General features: G+C 67.3%; 18 protein-coding genes. 9 read left to right on the top strand and 9 right to left on the bottom strand.

Annotated features, from left to right (window positions below; translation table 11 throughout):
• The first annotated feature begins 2 nt into the window (after nucleotides 1-2).
• Nucleotides 3-1703, top strand: a complete 1701-nt coding sequence (locus DL519_RS01290; RefSeq protein WP_223838320.1) for a phytoene desaturase family protein — start codon at nucleotides 3-5, stop codon at nucleotides 1701-1703.
• A 39-nt stretch (nucleotides 1704-1742) separates the two neighbouring features.
• Here the strand turns inward: DL519_RS01290 and DL519_RS01295 are convergent, their stop codons facing one another.
• Nucleotides 1743-2936, bottom strand: coding sequence for a cytochrome P450 (locus tag DL519_RS01295; protein ID WP_223838321.1), 1194 nt, complete (start codon nucleotides 2934-2936; stop codon nucleotides 1743-1745).
• A 167-nt stretch (nucleotides 2937-3103) separates the two neighbouring features.
• Between DL519_RS01295 and DL519_RS01300 the strand changes: the two genes are divergently transcribed.
• Nucleotides 3104-3961 (top strand): class I SAM-dependent methyltransferase, encoded by an 858-nt coding sequence (locus DL519_RS01300; RefSeq protein ID WP_190812529.1) that lies wholly within the window; start codon nucleotides 3104-3106, stop codon nucleotides 3959-3961.
• 138 nt (nucleotides 3962-4099) lie between these two features.
• Here the strand turns inward: DL519_RS01300 and DL519_RS01305 are convergent, their stop codons facing one another.
• Nucleotides 4100-4402, bottom strand: coding sequence for a hypothetical protein (locus DL519_RS01305; RefSeq protein ID WP_190812530.1), 303 nt, complete (start codon nucleotides 4400-4402; stop codon nucleotides 4100-4102).
• A 140-nt stretch (nucleotides 4403-4542) separates the two neighbouring features.
• Between DL519_RS01305 and DL519_RS01310 the strand changes: the two genes are divergently transcribed.
• The 3 genes from DL519_RS01310 to DL519_RS01320 all read left to right on the top strand — a co-directional run bounded on the left by DL519_RS01310 (nucleotide 4543) and on the right by DL519_RS01320 (nucleotide 7067).
• A complete protein-coding gene (locus DL519_RS01310; RefSeq protein WP_263399789.1) occupies nucleotides 4543-4770 on the top strand; it encodes a hypothetical protein in 228 nt (75 codons plus the stop codon).
• Nucleotides 4771-4897: 127 nt separating this feature from the next.
• Nucleotides 4898-6349, top strand: coding sequence for an argininosuccinate synthase (gene argG, locus DL519_RS01315; RefSeq protein ID WP_190823678.1), 1452 nt, complete (start codon nucleotides 4898-4900; stop codon nucleotides 6347-6349).
• Between the two features lie 187 nt (nucleotides 6350-6536).
• On the top strand, nucleotides 6537-7067 hold the full coding sequence (locus tag DL519_RS01320; protein WP_190812531.1) for a dihydrofolate reductase family protein: 531 nt from the start codon (nucleotides 6537-6539) through the stop codon (nucleotides 7065-7067).
• A 343-nt stretch (nucleotides 7068-7410) separates the two neighbouring features.
• Here the strand turns inward: DL519_RS01320 and DL519_RS01325 are convergent, their stop codons facing one another.
• From DL519_RS01325 to DL519_RS01350, 6 genes are all read right to left on the bottom strand, one after another.
• Nucleotides 7411-8223, bottom strand: coding sequence for a lipase family protein (locus DL519_RS01325; RefSeq protein ID WP_190812532.1), 813 nt, complete (start codon nucleotides 8221-8223; stop codon nucleotides 7411-7413).
• Between the two features lie 317 nt (nucleotides 8224-8540).
• A complete protein-coding gene (locus tag DL519_RS01330) occupies nucleotides 8541-9770 on the bottom strand; it encodes a cytochrome P450 (protein ID WP_190812533.1) in 1230 nt (409 codons plus the stop codon).
• A 24-nt stretch (nucleotides 9771-9794) separates the two neighbouring features.
• Nucleotides 9795-11189 (bottom strand): NAD(P)/FAD-dependent oxidoreductase, encoded by a 1395-nt coding sequence (locus tag DL519_RS01335; protein WP_190812534.1) that lies wholly within the window; start codon nucleotides 11187-11189, stop codon nucleotides 9795-9797.
• Nucleotides 11179-11403: a ferredoxin gene (locus DL519_RS01340; RefSeq protein ID WP_190812535.1), complete on the bottom strand. Its 225-nt coding sequence runs from the start codon at nucleotides 11401-11403 to the stop codon at nucleotides 11179-11181. The genes DL519_RS01335 and DL519_RS01340 overlap by 11 nt, the downstream gene beginning before the upstream one ends.
• A gap of 373 nt (nucleotides 11404-11776) precedes the next feature.
• Nucleotides 11777-12013, bottom strand: a complete 237-nt coding sequence (locus DL519_RS01345; protein ID WP_190812536.1) for a hypothetical protein — start codon at nucleotides 12011-12013, stop codon at nucleotides 11777-11779.
• Nucleotide 12014: 1 nt separating this feature from the next.
• A complete protein-coding gene (locus DL519_RS01350; protein WP_190812537.1) occupies nucleotides 12015-12407 on the bottom strand; it encodes a hypothetical protein in 393 nt (130 codons plus the stop codon).
• Between the two features lie 265 nt (nucleotides 12408-12672).
• Here DL519_RS01350 and DL519_RS01355 point away from each other — a divergent pair, with 265 nt between their 5' ends.
• From DL519_RS01355 to DL519_RS01370, 4 genes are all read left to right on the top strand, one after another.
• Nucleotides 12673-13764: an IS630 family transposase gene (locus DL519_RS01355; RefSeq protein WP_190812538.1), complete on the top strand. Its 1092-nt coding sequence runs from the start codon at nucleotides 12673-12675 to the stop codon at nucleotides 13762-13764.
• Nucleotides 13765-13836: 72 nt separating this feature from the next.
• A complete protein-coding gene (locus DL519_RS01360) occupies nucleotides 13837-14544 on the top strand; it encodes a helix-turn-helix domain-containing protein (RefSeq protein ID WP_190812539.1) in 708 nt (235 codons plus the stop codon).
• A 109-nt stretch (nucleotides 14545-14653) separates the two neighbouring features.
• Entirely contained in the window at nucleotides 14654-15334 is a 681-nt protein-coding gene (locus DL519_RS01365; RefSeq protein ID WP_190823679.1) for a YdcF family protein, read from the top strand.
• Nucleotides 15258-15566, top strand: coding sequence for a DUF397 domain-containing protein (locus DL519_RS01370; protein WP_190812540.1), 309 nt, complete (start codon nucleotides 15258-15260; stop codon nucleotides 15564-15566). The genes DL519_RS01365 and DL519_RS01370 overlap by 77 nt, the downstream gene beginning before the upstream one ends.
• Nucleotides 15567-15778: 212 nt before the next feature.
• On the opposite strand, the gene DL519_RS01375 is transcribed toward DL519_RS01370, so the two are convergent.
• Entirely contained in the window at nucleotides 15779-17356 is a 1578-nt protein-coding gene (locus DL519_RS01375) for an alkaline phosphatase D family protein (RefSeq protein WP_190812541.1), read from the bottom strand.
• Between the last annotated feature and the right edge of the window lie 120 nt (nucleotides 17357-17476).

A 17476-nucleotide genomic window follows, 5' to 3' on the forward strand; every position in this document is an offset into this window, starting at 1 on the left:
ACATGTCGCGGCAAACCATGATCATCATCGGCGGCGGGCTCGGCGGCCTGTCCACCGGCTGCTACGCGCAGATGAACGGCTACCGCAGCCGGATCTTCGAGATGCACGAGATCCCAGGTGGTTGCTGCACCGGCTGGGACAAGGGCGATTTCACGTTCGACTGCTGCGTGAGCTGGCTGCTCGGTAACGGTCCGGGCAACGAAATGCACCAGATCTGGCTGGAACTCGGCGCCCTGCAGGGCAAGCAGATGCGCCACTTCGACGTCTTCAACATCGTGCGCGGCCGCGACGGCCGCGCCGTCTACTTCTACTCCGACCCAGACCGGCTGCAGGCGCACCTGCTCGACCTCTCGCCGGCCGACGCGCGGCTGATCCGGGACTTCTGCAACGGACTGCGCAAGTTCCGCAAGCTGCTGTCGGTGTACCCCTTCCTGAAGCCGGTCGGCCTGATGGGGACCTTCGAACGCTGGCGGATGCTGGCGTCCTTCGCGCCCTACTTCAACCTCATCCGCAAATCGATCGGCACGCTGATGACGGACTACTCCGCGAAGTTCCGCGATCCGCTGCTGCGGGAGGCTTTCAACTTCATCCTCTACGAGAAGCACCAGGCGTTCCCGGTGCTGCCGTTCTACTTCCAGCTGGCGGCGCACGCGAACGGTTCGGCCGGGGTGCCCGAGGGCGGATCGCTGGGCCTGGCGGAGTCGATCGAACGGCGCTACCGCCGGCTAGGCGGCGAGATCACCTACCACGCGAAGGTCGAGGAGGTGCTGGTCGAGAACGACCGCGCGGTGGGGGTGCGGCTCAGCGACGGGTCCGAGTTCCGGGCCGACATCGTGGTGTCGGCCTGCGACGGCCACACCACCACGATGAAGCTGCTCGGTGGCCGCTACCTGACCGATACCCACCGCGAGCTCTACACCAGCACGATCAACGAGCCGGGCATGATCTTCCCGGGGTACTTCGCGCTCTTCCTCGGCCTGGACCGGCCCTTCCCGGACGGCGAGCCGTGCACCACCCACCTGGTCGACGGGGCGTTGGCGGGCGAGCTGATCGGCATCCGGCACCCCAGCATCAATGTCCAGTTCCGCAGCTCGCACTACCCGGAGCTGGCACCGAGCGGGAAGACCATCGTCTACGCCACCTACTTCTGCGACATCGAGCCGTGGCGCGCGCTGTCCACCGGCCCGGAGCAGGCCACCCGGATACGCAAGGGGGAGCCGCGGCACACTCTCTCGGTGCGCCGCGGCACCGCGTACTACGCGGCGAAGCGCCAGGTGAAGAACGCGATCGTGGACTTCCTGGACCAGCGCTACCCGGGCCTGAAGGACGCGGTGGTCGTCCGCGACATCTCCACACCGCTGACCCAGGTCCGCTACACCGGCAACTACGACGGCACGGTGCTCGGCTGGCAGCCGTTCGTCGAGGGCGGCGAGACGATGGAGAAGGTGATCAAGAAGCACGGGCCGCGACTGCCCGGGCTGGAGAACTTCTACCTGTCCGGGGTGTGGGCCACCACCGGCGGGCTCATCCGGGCCGCGGCGGCGGGTCGGCAGGTCATGCAGTTCGTCTGCCGCGACGACGGCAGGGAGTTCACCGCGAGCGTCGACGACAACGCCCCCGCACCGACCCACCTGGTGATCCCGGTCGGGCCCGACGCCGCTGCGCGGTCGGCCGAGCACCAGCGCACCGGGGCCATGACCTGACAACGCGCCCCCAGCAGGGGGCGCGTCCGCCGTATCGGGTCACCACATGACCGGCAGCGAATCCAGGCCGTGGGTCAGGTGGCCGGAACGGAACCCGGGCTCGGTGGCCAGCCGCAGCCCGGGGAACCGGCCGAGCAGAGCGGGAAGCGCGATCCGCATCTGCAGGCGGGCCAGCGGCGCACCGATGCAGTGATGCGGTCCGTGCCCGAACGCGACGTGCCGCGACGCCGGGCGGGTGATGTCCAGCTCGTCCGGCCGCACCACGAAATCCGGGTCGCGGTTGGCGGCGGGCAGCGAGCACATCACGAGGTCACCGGCGTTGATCGTTCGCCCGGCGATCTGCACCTGCCGGGTGGCGACCTTCGCGGTGGTGTTGTGGAGGATGGACAACCAGCGCAGCAGCTCTTCGATCGCGGCGTCGACCAGCCCGGGGTCCCGCCGCAGCATGTCGAGCTGCTCGGGGTGCCGCAGCAGGGCGAACGTACCCAGCGCGAGCATGTTCGACGTGGTCTCGGACCCGGCCAATAGGAGCAGGCTGGCCAGGCCGACGAGTTCGGCGTCGTCGAGCTGGGTACCGTGCCGAGTCACCAGCTGTCCCAGCAGCCCGTCGCCGGGCTCAACCCTGTTGTGGGCGACGAGCTTTGCCATGTAGGCGTGCGATTCGGCCTGCAGCGCGGCGCGTTCCGCATTGGACGTGGCGATGTCGAGGAAGCCGTCGGTGCGCTTCTGGAAGTCCTCGCGGTCCTCGTGCGGGACGCCTAGGAGCTCGCAGATGACCAGCACCGGAACCGGGTTGGTGAAGGCGGGAACGAGGTCGCCGGGCGCCCCGGAGCGTTCCAGGGCGTCGAGGTGATCGTTGACGATCCCGGTGATCCGCGGCTCCAGCCGGCGCAGCCGGCGGGCCGTGAACTCCGGTGCGACGGTCCGGCGCAGCCGGGTGTGCTCGGGCGGGTCGGAAGCGAGCAGGTTGAGCGTTGCGCGAATGGCGTTCGCATCGTCGCCGGGCTCCGGTGCTTCGGACTCCAGGATGCCGGCCTGCATGGTGTTGCTGAAGCTCTCCCAGTCGGAAAGCACGCTGCGGACGTCCGCGTAGCGGGTGATCAGCCACGTGTCCACGCCGAAACCGCTGGTGATCCGGACGATGCCGTCGTGCTGCCGGAGCGAGCTGAGTTCGGGAACCGGGTCGAACCCGGTCCGCCGCATGTGGATCGGGATTTCCTGCGATCGTTGCACCGCATCTCCTTCTGCCGGGGGCTCGTCGCGAACATAGCGAAGCGGGCGCGCCTCGACATCTATAGTGGACACTTCTGGGTAGACAAGGGGAATTTTCCTTGAAGGGTAACGGATTCGGCTGCAAGACTCGCGCGGGACAAATCTTTTCGGATTGGAGTGGAGGCGACGTGGGCAACGGTGCGACCCGGACCGCGGTAGGCCCGATCGCGTTCGTCGCGGTCGATCAGCGCGACGGCAACCCGCTGGTGCGCGACGAACTGGCCCACCGGTTCCTGCCCGCCGGGGTGCGACCGCTCGTGGCGCTGACCAGGTTCCGGCCGGTCCGCCGATGGCTGATCAACGCGACCGAGCGGAAGATGCCGGGAATCTGGGCGAGCACGCTGTGCCGGAAGTGCTACATCGACGACAGGTTCGCGGACGCCGTGAGCGCGGGCGTCGAGGCCGTGGTGATCCTCGGTGCCGGCTTCGACACCCGCGCCCACCGGCGACCCGATCCGCACCGCACCCGGATCTACGAGGTGGACCTGCCCGAGAACATCGACCGCAAGCGGAACCTGCTGCGCGGACGGCTCGGCGAATCCGTGGCGCTGGTGCCGGTCGACCTCGAATCCGGTGAGCTGCCGGCGGCGCTCTCGGCGCACGGTTACCGGCCCGAGCAGCCGACGTTGTTCATCGCGGAAGCCGTCACGCCCTACATGGCCGGGGAGTCGGTGCGCGCGATGTTCGAGTTCCTGGCGTCGGCAGCCGCCGGCAGCCGGCTCGTGTGCACCTTCCTCCGCGAGGACTTCCTCGACGGGACATCGCTGCGCGGTGGCGAGGCGCTGCACGAGGAGTACGTGGTCAGGCGCAAGCTCTGGCGCTTCGGGCTCGACCCCGAGCAGATCGGAGACTTCCTCGCGGGCTACGGCTGGCGGCAGGTCGAGCAGCTGGGCCCGCAGGAGTACACCGACCGCTATCTCGCACCGGCCGGCCGGAGCATGCCCGTGGCTGCACTCGAAACCGCCGTCTACGCCGAGAAGGACTGACCGCCAATCCGGGGAATCGAACAGCCCCGGGTGGCGTCCCGGCGTCGCCGCGGGGCTGGTTCCTGCTACGTGAGGGCTGCGTCGCCTCATGGGCGATGTTGAACCGGCTTTCGGGTCGTGGAGGCGATGTGGACACGATCAATGGTGCGTAGTGCGTTGTGGGGAGGTCAGGTAGGCCACGGCCATCTCGGTGGTCTCGTCGGCCCAGCTGGCCCAGGTCAACCCATCCGGCCAGGACTGGCAGGTGGCGGCCCGGTGCACGGACGAGCTGGTGATGGTGCGGGCGGCCACCCGCAGGGCCAGCCTGCGGTCCGCCCTGCGGATGTCGTCCCCGTACGGCTCGGCGGCCTCGGCGAGGGCGTCCTGGATGACCGCGAGCGCCTGCAGGCCACGCTCGACCCCTTCTTTTGCAGTGAGCGGGAGTGAGCCGCGCGCTGGCACGCCCCGAACGGTCTTGGGCGCATTGGTCCCCAGCTTTCGCAGCCCGGGCGGCGACACATCCCGTGCGTGGTCCGTTCCGGAAGGGTTGGTTTCCCTCACGACCTGGCCAAGTGGGTTACGACGTCATCGAATGGTGCGGCGTGCAGCCGTGGTCAACCGGCAAGGTCGCCAGCAGCGGCATCTCCGATGATGGGCTGGCACGTCGCCGCGCTCCAGCCGCCGCACCTGGCCGCGGTCGTCGTCTGGGAAGGCTGCACCGACGTCTACCGCGACTGGGTCCGCCAGGGCGGCATCTACACCAACGCCACCGAGAGTTGGTGGCAGCGGCAGATCATCGGTTCCTGCCGCGGTGGATCTGTATCGATTGAGTGTTCGGGCTGGAACTTGGCCGACCAGGGGCGTGTGGTGAATGCTTCTGGTGATCGGCCGCGTGCGTTCGGCCGGGAGGCGACCCCGGATTTGCATGGTAATTCATCACGATGCATACTTTCTCTCATGTCCAAGGTTCTCACCTCCCTGCCCGTCGGCGAACGCGTCGGCATCGCCTTCTCCGGCGGCCTCGACACTTCGGTCGCGGTCGCGTGGATGCGCGACAAGGGTGCCGTCCCGTGCACCTACACCGCCGACATCGGCCAGTACGACGAGCCCGACATCGCCTCGGTGCCCGGCCGCGCGCTGACCTACGGTGCCGAGATCGCGCGCTTGGTCGACTGCCGTGCGGCGCTGGTCGAGGAGGGCCTAGCCGCGCTGACCTGCGGTGCGTTCCACATCCGTTCCGGCGGGCGCCCGTACTTCAACACAACGCCGCTCGGTCGCGCGGTCACGGGGACCCTGCTGGTCCGGGCGATGCTCGAGGACAGTGTGCAGATCTGGGGCGACGGATCGACGTTCAAGGGCAACGACATCGAGCGGTTCTACAGGTACGGCCTGCTCGCGAACCCGCACCTGCGCATCTACAAGCCCTGGCTCGACGCGGACTTCGTCTCCGAGCTCGGCGGCCGCAAGGAGATGTCGGAGTGGCTGCTCGCGCACGACCTGCCCTACCGCGACAGCACCGAGAAGGCCTACTCGACCGACGCCAACATCTGGGGTGCCACCCACGAGGCCAAAACCCTGGAGCACCTCGACACCGGCATCGAGACCGTGGACCCGATCATGGGCGTGCGGTTCTGGGACCCCGAGGTCGAGATCGCCACCGAGGACGTGACCATCGGCTTCCAGCAGGGCCGCCCGGTGACGATCAACGGCAAGGAGTTCGCCACCCCGGTCGACCTGGTGATGGAGGCGAACGCGATCGGTGGCCGGCACGGCCTGGGCATGTCGGACCAGATCGAGAACCGGGTGATCGAGGCCAAGAGCCGCGGCATCTACGAGGCCCCCGGCATGGCGCTGCTGCACGCCGCGTACGAGCGGCTGGTCAACGCGATTCACAACGAGGACACCCTGGCGGCCTACCACAACGAGGGTCGGCGGCTCGGTCGGCTGATGTACGAGGGCCGCTGGCTCGACCCGCAGTCGCTGATGCTGCGCGAGTCGCTGCAGCGCTGGGTCGGCATGGCGGTGACCGGCGAGGTCGTGCTGCGGCTGCGGCGCGGTGAGGACTACTCGATCCTCAACACCTCCGGTCCCGCCTTCAGTTACCACCCGGACAAGCTGTCGATGGAGCGCACCGAGGACGCGGCGTTCGGCCCGGTGGACCGGATCGGCCAGCTCACCATGCGCAACCTGGACATCGCCGACTCGCGCGCCAAGCTGGAGCAGTACGCCGGTCTCGGCATGGTCGGCACCAGCCCCGCGTTCATCGGTGCCGCCCAGGCGGCCTCGACCGGGCTGATCGGCGCGATGCCGCAGGGCGGAGCCGAGGCAATCGCCGCGCGCGGCGAGGTTCCGGTCTCCGGCGAAGGCGAGACGCTCGACCGCGCCGCGATGGAGTTCGGCACCGACTGACCGGCTCGCGGTCGGGAGACCGACGAGCACCGTCCACATCGGACAATTCGAAGATGCCGCGGAGCGCCCTGCTCCGCGGCATCTTCGCGTGTGCAGGTGCGCGATTCCGGAATCGGCGATGCGGCCGGCGAGTCGCTGGTAGCGTGCGGGAACCGCGCCCAGCGGTGTGGATCACGCGGAGGTGCTCATGAGTAAGGTGCAGTGCCAGTGCAGCATGTCGTTGGACGGTTTCATCGCGGGACCGGGCGGTGACATGTCCTGGCTGCGCGAGCTGGAGCTGGAATCCGATCCGGCCACGGCTGCCATCGTGCACCAGGTCGGCGCCCTCCTGATCGGCAACAACACCTTCCACGGCGACGATCCGAACAAGGGGACCGAGAGCGAGGGCGCCTACGGCGGGCAGTGGACGGGACCGAGCGTCGTGCTCACCCATAACATCCCGGAGACCCCGGTCCCCGACGTCACGTTCGTCAGCGACCTCGAAACCGCGGTCGCGACGGCGAAGGAAGCCGCCGGCGGCAAGGTCGTCAGCGTGCTCGGAGCCAACGTCGCCAAGCAGTTGATCGAGGCGGGGCTGCTCGACGAGATCCTGGTCTGGATCACGCCCGTGCTGCTAGGCGACGGCGTTCGGCTGTTCGACTACCCGGGCGGGACCAACATCAAGCTCGAAGTCCTGGACATGACGGGCCCGAACATGCTGATGCGCGTCTTGAAGTGACGCTGCGGCGTTCGGACCGGACGTGATCCGCGATGCGCCGTGGTCCAGCGGAACCGGTTGGCCGTCGTGCTCGCCGCTGGAAGACCTGTTGTGCCAAGCGTTCATAGCCGGAATCGCGCGGGAGTCGCTCGACTCGCTTCGCAAGCGCCAGGACAAGCGGTCCGGCCGCAAACGGCACGTATCAGTCCGATGTGGACAACGATCGCGCAGGCGATCCGTGTGAGTCCATCGGTCGCGGCCTGCGCTTGAGGCAGGTTGAACGCTTTGCCGCCTTGGCGGGTCCAGGTCCTCGCCGGCAGCCCGCGCGCCGGGTGTTGCGGGCTGCCGGCGAACTGGCTGCTGATCAGCTGATGTTCTTCTCGATCGCTTCGAGGTAGCGGTCGATCATGTGGTCGCGGACCCCGTCGGAGGCCGGGGCGAACACGTCGGCGGTGATGCCCTTGAAGCGGTCCGCGAGCCCGCTCGTGACGGTCATCTTCTCGTGCAGCTTGCCCTTGCTGTCGAGGTAGCGGATCTGGTCGACATGGTGGAAGACCGGTTCCGGCGGGAGCTTCGGGACGATGTCGTTGTTGTTGACGAACCGGAACACCCGCGAGGTGAGTGCCTGGTTGTAGGGCGTGGCCAGCAGCCTGTCGCAGGTGCGTGGCTGACCGAAGGTGTAGACGCCGTCGGGCAGCAAGTTGGGGTCCTCGAAGTACATTCGGGCGGAGGCGAGCATGGCCAGGGCGCCGCCGAGGCTGTGCCCGGTGAACCACAGGGTCTGGCCGTTGTCCTTGAAGCGCTTGACGGCGTCGCGGACCCGCGGGTAGATCGAGTCCAGGGCACGGCTGAAGCCCACGTGCACGAGCCCCTTGCCGGCGGGGCCGGGGGCGGCGAGGGTGTTGGTGTCGGTGAGCCAGTCCTTGATCTTCTTCGGCTCGGTTCCGCGGAATGCGACGATGATCATTTTGTCGCTGCGGGCGACGAAGCCCTGGGTGTCCTCGATGGGGAAGGACGCGTCGAGTTCGGCATGGAAGTAGTCGCAGTCGTCGAAGCCCCACTGCCGCGTGGTCTCGCGGATCTCGGCCTCGTCGGCGTAGGCGAGTTTCGCCGCCTTGGCCAGCCAGTAGGCGTGCGGGAGTTGGTAGTCGGTAACCGTATGGTCCAATTCGGACACCTGCCATCGTTGACCTCCTGGAGACGTATTCTGTTCACGTAGAAGCGGAAATTCCTCGCGACGGGAATCCGTTCCCAACTATGGACACGAGAATCGGCGCGTACCCGGCTGGTCACCGAAACGGGTGGTGGTCCGAGCTGGAGTGCGGTTGGGACGGGATCGGTTGCGGCGCGTGCGGGAGCTCCTCGCCCGGCCCGCTCAGCGTTCTGTACAGCCGCTTGAACGCACCGCATCCAGCGACAGGATCGCTGGATGGAGCTGGGTGCGCGGCGATCCGGAAGCCGTTCTCACGACGCCCGAAGATGTGTGCCGGCGCGTCAGCCGGTGATGCCCTCGACCGTCACCTGCAGGTGACGGGGGCCGCGCAGGACCGGGCTCGGCCGGTACGGCGGCGGGTCCGCCTCCAGTTGTGGGCCGTGCAGCCTGCGGGTGAGTTCCGTCAGCGCGACCTGCGTTTCCAGGCGCGCCAGCGGCGCTCCGAAGCAGGCGTGCACGCCGAAGCCGAAACCGAGGTGCTGGTTGTCCTGTCGCATCGGGTCGAAGCGGTCCGGGTCGGCGAAGCGCTGCGGGTCACGGTTGCCCGAGGCGAGCAGCAGCCACACCGGAGCGCCCTTTGGGATGACCGAGCCCGCGATCTCGATGTCCGCCAACGTGTTTCGCTGGGGGAGCAGCTGCACCGGAGGTTCGTAGCGAAGCAGTTCCTCCACGGCGGCAGCAGCCGTCGACGGATCGTCCCGCAGCCGTTCGAGGGCCGCCGGCTCGCGCAGCAGGGTGAGCATCCCGTTGGTGATCAGGTTGACGGTGGTCTCGTGGCCGGCGATGAGCAGCAGAACAGCGTTGGTGATCAGCTCCGCCAGGGACATCCGCCCCTCCGCGCCTTCGTCGGTGGCCCAGGCGGAGAGCATGTCGTCTCCGGGGTGGCGGCGGTGCTCCTCGATCAGCCCGGCCAGGTACTGCCCGAGTTCGAGGCGGCTCTGCTGCGCACGGCGCCGCTGCTCGGCCGCGTCCTCGGCCGGGCTGAGGCCCGCCACCACCGCGTCGACGAGGGTCCGGAAGCGCGGCTCGTCCTCCTGGGGCACGCCCAGCAGCTGGCAGATCACCGTGACGGGGAACGGGTATGCGAAGTCGTCGACCACGTCGAACCGGTCCCGGCCCGCGAGCCCGTTGATCAGGTCGGTCACGATCCTGGTGAGCTCGCCGTGCATGTCGTGGATGCGCCGCGGGCTGTGCGGCGGGCCGAACGGCCGCATCGCCAGGCGCCGCAGCCGGTCGTGCTCGGGCGGGTCCAGCCGGATGAAGCTGGGCGGCAGCGTGCCCTCGTCGTCCTGCGCGGCGGACATCGGGTAGTTGCCGGGGGCGAGGTTGCGGGCGTCGGAGCTGATCCGCGGGTCCTGGAGCAGGCCGCGGATCTCCCAGTAGGTGGTGACGAGGTGGACGCCGCTCTCGTCCCGCACCACCGGTTGCCGGCGGAGCTCGGCGTAGATCGGGTAGGGGTCGGCGCGGACGGAGAAATCGGTGATCATCTGCGCCGGGCTGGTCGACGGCATGGGACGGGCTCCTCGATGTGTCGGTCAGGCGCGGGCCGGCGTGAAGACGACCCGCCGCTCGCTTGGCGAGTGGCCGGTCAGGGTCACAGTGGGGCCGTGGGTGGGCAGCGCCGGGTCCGGGAACCCGGCCGGCACCGGCCGCAGTCCCGCGGAGCGCCGGTCCACGCCGGCGAATCCGGGCGGGAACGGGGCGGCCTGCTCGATCAGCCGCCGGTAGAAGTCCATCCACTTCGCCTGGTCGAAGCCCACCGCGGCGATCACGCGGCCCTGGTACCCGTAGGCGGCGACGAAGCTGCGTTCCGCGAGCGCGCCCTGGGTCACGATGAGTTCGTCGGCCATCGACGGCGCCCCGACGGACTTGATGTTCACGCCGAACTGGGCCGACCAGAACGACGGTGTCCACAGGTGCGGTCGCCGCTGCGATCCGGCGCTGATCATGTTGTGCGCGGCGATCTCGGCCTGCGCCACGGCGTTGCCCCAGTGCTCCAGCGAGAGGAACTGGTACCCGAACAGCGGGTGCGGGGTTCGGGCCACGTCACCCGCGGCGAACACGTCGTCGGTGACGATGCCGTGAACGTCGAAGGCCCGGCACCCCGCGTCGCAGGCGACCCCCCTCGGGCCCGCCGCCAGGCCGGATCCCTCCAGCCACGCCGTGTTGCGCACCGCGCCAAGCGCCACCACGGCCACTTCCACGTCGAGCACGGTGCCGTCGGACAGGTGGGCGCGCTTGAGCCGGCCGCCGGGGTCGCCTTCCAGCGCGGTAACCATGACCCCGCAGCGGAGGTCGACCCCGTGTTCGCGCTGCAGTTGCGCGGCCACGTCGCCGACCACGCCGCCGAGCGCCCCCACCAGCGGCGATTCGCCGCGTTCCGCGACGGTGACCTGGAGCCCCCGTTCCCGGCAGGCCGAGGCGATCTCCGAGCCGGTGAAACCGGCGCCGATGATCAGCACCCGGCTCGGCCTCCTGGACAGCAGGCGGTCGAGCCGGGTGGTGTCCTCCCTCGTGCGCAGCACGCACACACCGTCCAGCGCGGCCTCGGTTTCGTGCGGCCACGGCCGGGAGCGCACGCCGGTGGCGATCAGGAGGCGGTCGTACTCGAGGTCCTCCCCGTCGGCCAGCCGGACCCGCCTGCGGTCGCGGTCGAGCCCGGTCGCGGCGACGCCCAGCCGCCACTGCGCATCGATGGCGCGCCGCCGGGGAAGCGCGGTGTCCTCCGGCAGCGCCCGGCCGATCAGCACCTGCTTGGACAGCGGGGGCCGGTCGTACGGCTCGTGCGGTTCGTCCCCGATCAAGGTGAGGGAACCGGTGAAGCCCTCCTCGCGCAGTTGTTCGGCGGCGCGCAGCCCGGCCAGCGAGGCGCCGACGATCACGATGCGGCCTTCTTCGCGGAGCGCCTTCAGGAGGCTGTCAGCGGTCATCGGCGCTCGTCTCCCGGGACGTGTCGAGGCGGTCCACCAGAATCGCCTGGACCGGGCAGGCGGCAGCCGCGCGCAGCACCTCGTCGCGGTGCGCCTCGTCAACGCGCGGCTGGTACAGCAACGCTTCTTCGCCGTGCAGCGCGAACACCTCTGGTGCCATGAACACGCACTGCGCGAACGCCTGGCAGCGGTTCAGATCGACGACGATCCTCATCCGACCTCGCCCCCTCGACGTCAGCGGGTCGCACCCCCGTCCCATGCTGGCCGAGGGCAGCCGGAACCGCATGACCACGAGTGTCACCGCCCAGCCGGTCGCGGGCGCACGGGAACGCAATCAGGCGTCCGGCGGTTCCTCGTGGGGTCTCGTGGCACGGCGACCGGGCGCAACGTCCTGATCCAGGCTTCCTGATCCAGGCTTGCTGTTTCTTCGGTCGCTCGAATCGGCGGATGGTCGGCGTGGACGGGTCCGCGGTCCAGTCCCCATGCGTTGGCGTTTGGTCTTGAACGACCTGAAGCGCCACGCGAGAGCTATGGCAGCCCAACACACCCACGGTTCCTGACCAGCTGTAACGGTGCCTGCGAAGCCGTCATGATTCTTCGCCGTATGCGGCCTTTCGTTCGGTGGCGAGGTTGGTGCGGAATTCTTCGAGACGTTGGTTTTCGAGTTCGACTGCGGTGGTCAGGACGCAGGTTTCGCAGCCGATGCGGGGGCGGGAGGGGTCGCCTTCGACGAGTCGTCGGCACATGGTCAGCACCGGTCCGGTCTTGGGGAGGATGATGTGGACGGTGCCGTGTTCGTCGGTCCATCGGTCGTCGCCGAGCATGTCAGTCTCGTTTCTTCTTCTCGAATTGGGCGCAGTGGTCGCGGACCCATTTCCTGGCTCGTTCGGTGAGCGTGGTGGGGTCCCAGGGGGTGTCGATCTCGAGGGTCCACGGGAGCGGGTATTCCTCGGTGCAGTCGATGTCGCCGTGGTAGATCCGGACGGTGCTTTCGCCCGCGTACCAACGGAAGACGAAGTACGAGTACATGTAAACCAGGTACGGTCCGTGCCGGTCCCGTCGCATCAGCGGTCCTTTGCGGACGGCGGGTATCCGGTAGAAGGTGATGGATTTCCCGTTGTGGAAGGTGACGGTTTCGGCCACGGCGACGGCGGAGATGTCGGACCACTCCAGCATGATCAGTCGTCCACGATCGTGATCGACCCGGTCCAGTTGCATTTCCCGCAACCAGTTCCCCTGCAGTCCCCACAGGTATGCGTCGTCGGCACGCGGATTCCTTTCGCCGGTTGTGTTCTCGGTTCATCAGAGGTGCACGCGGACACGCCTGCGCTTCATGGCTCTCGCTCGACGGCGCGCGGCTAAACGCTTTCTCCAGCGTTTCCAGGCAGCTTCTCCTTTCTTTTGGGAAGTACGGCGTTGTCGAGACCTGTGGATCTAGTGTCCTGCACCGGAAATTCATGGTCGAAATGGCTATACTGCGGGAATGGCGAGGACTGGGCGGCCGAAGGCTGAGTTGGTGCTGACCGACGATGAGCGTTCGACGTTGCAGCGTTGGGCTCGGCGGGCGAAGAGTTCGCAGGCTTTGGCGTTGCGGTGTCGGATTGTGCTGGCATGCGCCGATGGTTTGTCCAATGTGGATGTCGCCGAGAAGTTGCGGGTGTCGCGGCCGACGGTGGGCAAGTGGCGGTCGCGGTTTGTCCAGCGACGACTGAAGGGGTTGGTCGACGAGGATCGCCCAGGCGCGCCGCGGAAGATCACCGACGAACAGGTGGAGAAGGTGGTCGTCTCGACGTTGGAAGAGAAACCGAACAACGCGACGCATTGGTCGCGTACATCGATGGCGAAGCGTTCCGGGCTGAGTAAATCGACCGTGGGACGGATCTGGAAAGCGTTCAACCTTAAACCCCACTTGGCCGACACATTCAAGCTCTCTACCGATCCGCAGTTCATCGAGAAGGTCCGTAACGTCGTCGGCCTGTATATGAACCCGCCCGAGAACGCAGTGGTTCTGTGCACCGATGAGAAATCCCAGGTGCAAGCGCTGGAGAGGTCCCAGCCGGTGTTGCCGATGATGCCTGGCATGCCCGAGCGGCGCACCCACGACTACGTCCGTCACGGCGTCACCAGCCTGTTCGCCGCCTTCGACATCGCCACCGGCAAGGTCATCTCCTCGCTGCACCGCCGGCACCGCTCGGTCGAGTTCCGCAAATTTCTCACCAAGATCGACAAGACCGTACCGGCGGAGTTAGGCGTCCATGTCATTTGTGACAACTACGCCACCCACAAAACTGAGATCATCCAGAAATGGCTAGCGAAGCATCCTCGATTCCAAATCCACTTCATCCCGACCGGATCGTCCTGGATCAACCAGGTCGAACGCTGGTTCGGCGAATTGACCACCAAACTCCTGCAACGCGGCGTGCACACCAGCGTCCAGGCACTCGAGGCCGATATCCGCAACTGGATCGACGAGTGGAACAACGATCCCCGGCCGTTCATCTGGACCAAGAACGCTGACGAGATCTTGGAGTCACTCCGATCATATTGTCAACGCATCTCCGGCGCAGGACACTAGCCGCTAGCTGGCCTATCCGTTCGGTAGTCTGCTCGATACGTTGTGTGATCGGAACGATTTGGGGGTTCACAGGTGTCCACAATCGACGGACCAGGCAGGTGGCCGCGCGCGGCGCGGGAAGAAGCTGACGTAAGCCTCACTCGGATGGCCCAACTAACCAGCTTCTCGAAGTCATATCTGGGCATGGTGGAGACGGGACAGAGGCCGTGTTCACCAGATATCGTGCTCGCATATGAAAGAGTTTTCGGTCCGATTGGGGACGATATGTGGCGCCGAAGGAACATCACGCACCCACGCGTAATGCAGACCAAGAGAGCTGGCCTAGCGGAGCTTCTCCACTCGGTGGATCAGGGGCATCCGGGTTCGTTGCTCGACACACCCACATCGCTTGCCGCTGATGAACTGCTGGCGGCGCAGGTGTCTCCCAAAGGCGTGGAACACCTGCGGAACTGGATGTCCGAAGGGAAGACCGCGACGCTTCGGGTCAACTCACTTAGCATTCTCGCCCGCAGGAGTGACCCTGGAGATGCACTGAAGATCATTGAAGTGCTGGAATCCGACGAGCGAGTCCGAATGTTGAGCCTGGCATCGACGGTGTCGCGGCTGATGCAGTACGACTGGAAAACCTGCCGGAGCATCGCCCGCGAGCCCGGCACCGCTCCTGATCCGGTACGTCTCGCCAAGCGCCTGGCCAAGGATGCCGTTGACGTCAAGGACGCTGAGGCGCGGTGGTGCGGTGCATACCTGCTCCGCGAACTGGTCCCGGTGCTCACGCGCTAGTGCTAGTCAAGGCGTCGAATGCAGCACTTCTCCTGGCTCAAGGGAGGCGGTCCGGACAGCACGAAGGGCGTCGGCAGTCGGCGCCCTTCATCACGAGGTGATGGCAATGATGGGAGAGCGCGTGACCAGTGGGGTTCTGGGGATCACCGAGGACGATCGTCGCGATGCGGGCCTGATCTGGGAGTACCACCAGATGGCGCATGAGACCCGGTCGTGTTCTACGGGGATCGGGTTGGGCAGCCATGACCTCGGCGTTGCGGCCTTCTCCGCTGAGCTCTACCGGCAGGGGCGTTTCCCGGTTCTCGTGTTCACCGGGGCCAACAGTCCTACGACGGCCGAGCGGTTTCCTCGTGGTGAGGCCGTGCATTTCCGCGAGCACGCCATAGGGTTGGGGGTTCCGGATTCGTCAATCCTCGTCGAGCCGCATGCCACCAACACCGGAGAGAACATCGCTTTGTCGCGGGAACTTCTCGCGGAGCGGTCGATTGCCGTCGATTCGGTGTTGTTGATCTGCAAGCCGTACATGCAGCGGCGTGCCTTTGCCACCTGTCGGAAGATGTGGCCGGAAGTCGGCATCGTTTGTGCTTCGGAGCCGTTGTCGCTCGACGACTACACGCGGGCCGTGGGGGACGAACGATTGGTCATCGACATGCTGGTTGGTGATTTTCAGCGGATCGTCGAGTACCCGAAGCTCGGGTTCGCCGTCGAGCAGGATGTTCCGGAAGACGTCGCGCGGGCGTACGAACGGCTTGTCAACGTGGGATTCGATACTCGCCTGCTCGTTTCGTGACCCGAAAGATGATCAGGGAGATTGGAGAACCACTGTGACGACAGCGGGCTTAGCCGGTGAGTGGCGCAAGAGCCGTCGCAGCGCTCAGCAAGGGGCTTGTGTGGAGGTAGCGGTCTCGGATGAGGCCGTGGGTGTGCGCGACTCGAAAGATCTCGATGGCGGGTTTTTCGTTGTGAGCCCGGCACAATGGAGTGCTTTCACCACTCGGGTCAAGAGCGGGCAGTTCGATTAGCAGGCGCAGGCTCGTGAGCGCGGAGGTTGATTCTACCGGCCTTCGCGCTCACGAGTGTTCGTTGTGGGCCGATGGGGGCAGCGAGTGGGTTGGTTGATGCACCCGGACGGCCGCTGCACCGGCGAGGTCATCCCGCGCTCCGGGCCGCTGACCGATTCCTTGGGCTGAAAGCCGGGTGCGGGTGCGGAAATCCCGCACCCGCACCCAGCCAGTCAGGCCTGCTGGGCGCCGGGGCGGCCGTTCTCGATCACGAAGCGGGCGCGGTCGCGGACGGGAGCTCCGGGCGTCTCGACGTAGTCGATGACGCGGAAGTCGGCCTTCCACTCCGAGTGGGTGATGGTGTTGCGGACGTAGCCGCGATTGCGGTTGATGAACTTGATGTGCGGGTTCTCCTGGAGCTGGACCGCGTCGGTGGGGTTCTGGTCGACGCCGTTGCCGTTCGAAGTGATCGAGGTGCCGACCAGTTCGGTGGCCACGGTCGCGGAGGCCGGGTCGTCGAAGTCGGCCTTGACGTCGGCGACGTAGTTGGCGTGCACGTCGCCGGTGATCACGACCGGGTTGGAAGCCTTGGCCAACTGGTCGCGCACGAGGTTGCGCTCCACGACGTAGTTGTCCCAGGCGTCATCGCTGAAGGAATCGGCGTCGCCCGCGGTGAAGTCGCGCTGCGAGAAGAAGACCTGCTGCGCCAGCACGTTCCAGCTGGCGGTCTGGCCGCGCAGGTTCCCGAACAGCCAGTCGCGCTGGTCGGTGCCCAGGATCGTGCGCGCGGGGTCCAGGCGTTTGGCCTGGTCCTGGAAGTCGCGGTACTGGCGCGTGTCCAGCAGGTGGAAGTCAACCAGGTCGCCGAAGGTCAGCCGGCGGTTGATGCGGATGTTCGCGCCCGACGGGCGCTGCGTCGCGCGCAGCGGCATGTTCTCGTAGTAGGCCTGGAACGCCTCGGCGCGGCGCTGGCGGAAGACCGCCGGGTCCTGGTCGGGCTCGTTGTCCGGCTGGGAGCGGTCGCCGGCCCAGTTGTTCTCGACCTCGTGGTCGTCGAAGACGACCGCCCACGGGAAGGCGGCGTGCGCGGCCTGCAGATCCGGGTCGGTCTTGTACTGGGCGAGTCGCGTGCGGTAGTCGGCGAGGCCGAAGATCTCGCGCGCGGGCACGTGCGGGCGGCCGATGGTGCCCTTGGCCGGGCCCTCGTAGATGTAGTCGCCGAGGAAGGCGACCAGGTCGAGGTCCTCCTCGACCATGTGGGAGTAGGCGCTGAAGTGGCCGACGGGGTAGTTCTGGCAGCTGGCGAAGGCGAACGCGAAGCGGTCGAGCCGCGCGCCGAAGCGCGGCGCGGTCTTCGTGCGGCCGATCCGGCTGAGCTCGTCCTTGACCCGGAAGCGGTAGAAGTACTCGGTGCCGGGTTCCAGGCCATCGAGTTCGACGTGCACCGAGTGCGCCGATTCCGGCCGGGCCATCTCGCTTCCGGCAGCGACGATCTGGCGGAACCGCTCGTCGGTGGCGACCTGCCATTGCACCGGCACGACCCGGTTGGGCATGCCGCCGAGCCCGTCCTCGGCGAGGGGATTCGGGGCCAGCCGGGTCCACAGCACGACGCCGGAAGGCAGCGGGTCACCGGAGGCGACGCCGAGCGAGAACGGCTCGCGGATCGGCACGGCGCCCGCGCCGGGGGAGGCGCTGGCGACGGCACCGAGGCCGGTGCTGCCCAGCGCTGCCGCACCGAGGGCTGCCGTGCCGGCTAACAGGACCTTGCGGCGGGACGGGGTTGCTGCGCTGGGGCCGGTGTTCTCTGACATGTGCCACCTGTTCGGCAGTGCGCGTCCGCACGGCGTGCGTCCACACAGGATCGGAAATTCGGACGAACCGTAGTTCCGCCAGATGGCCGACAGGCGAACCAGCGCTGACCCCGCGATGTA

The sequence above is a fragment of the Saccharopolyspora pogona genome (assembly GCF_014697215.1).
In the GTDB taxonomy this organism is placed as follows: domain Bacteria; phylum Actinomycetota; class Actinomycetes; order Mycobacteriales; family Pseudonocardiaceae; genus Saccharopolyspora; species Saccharopolyspora hattusasensis.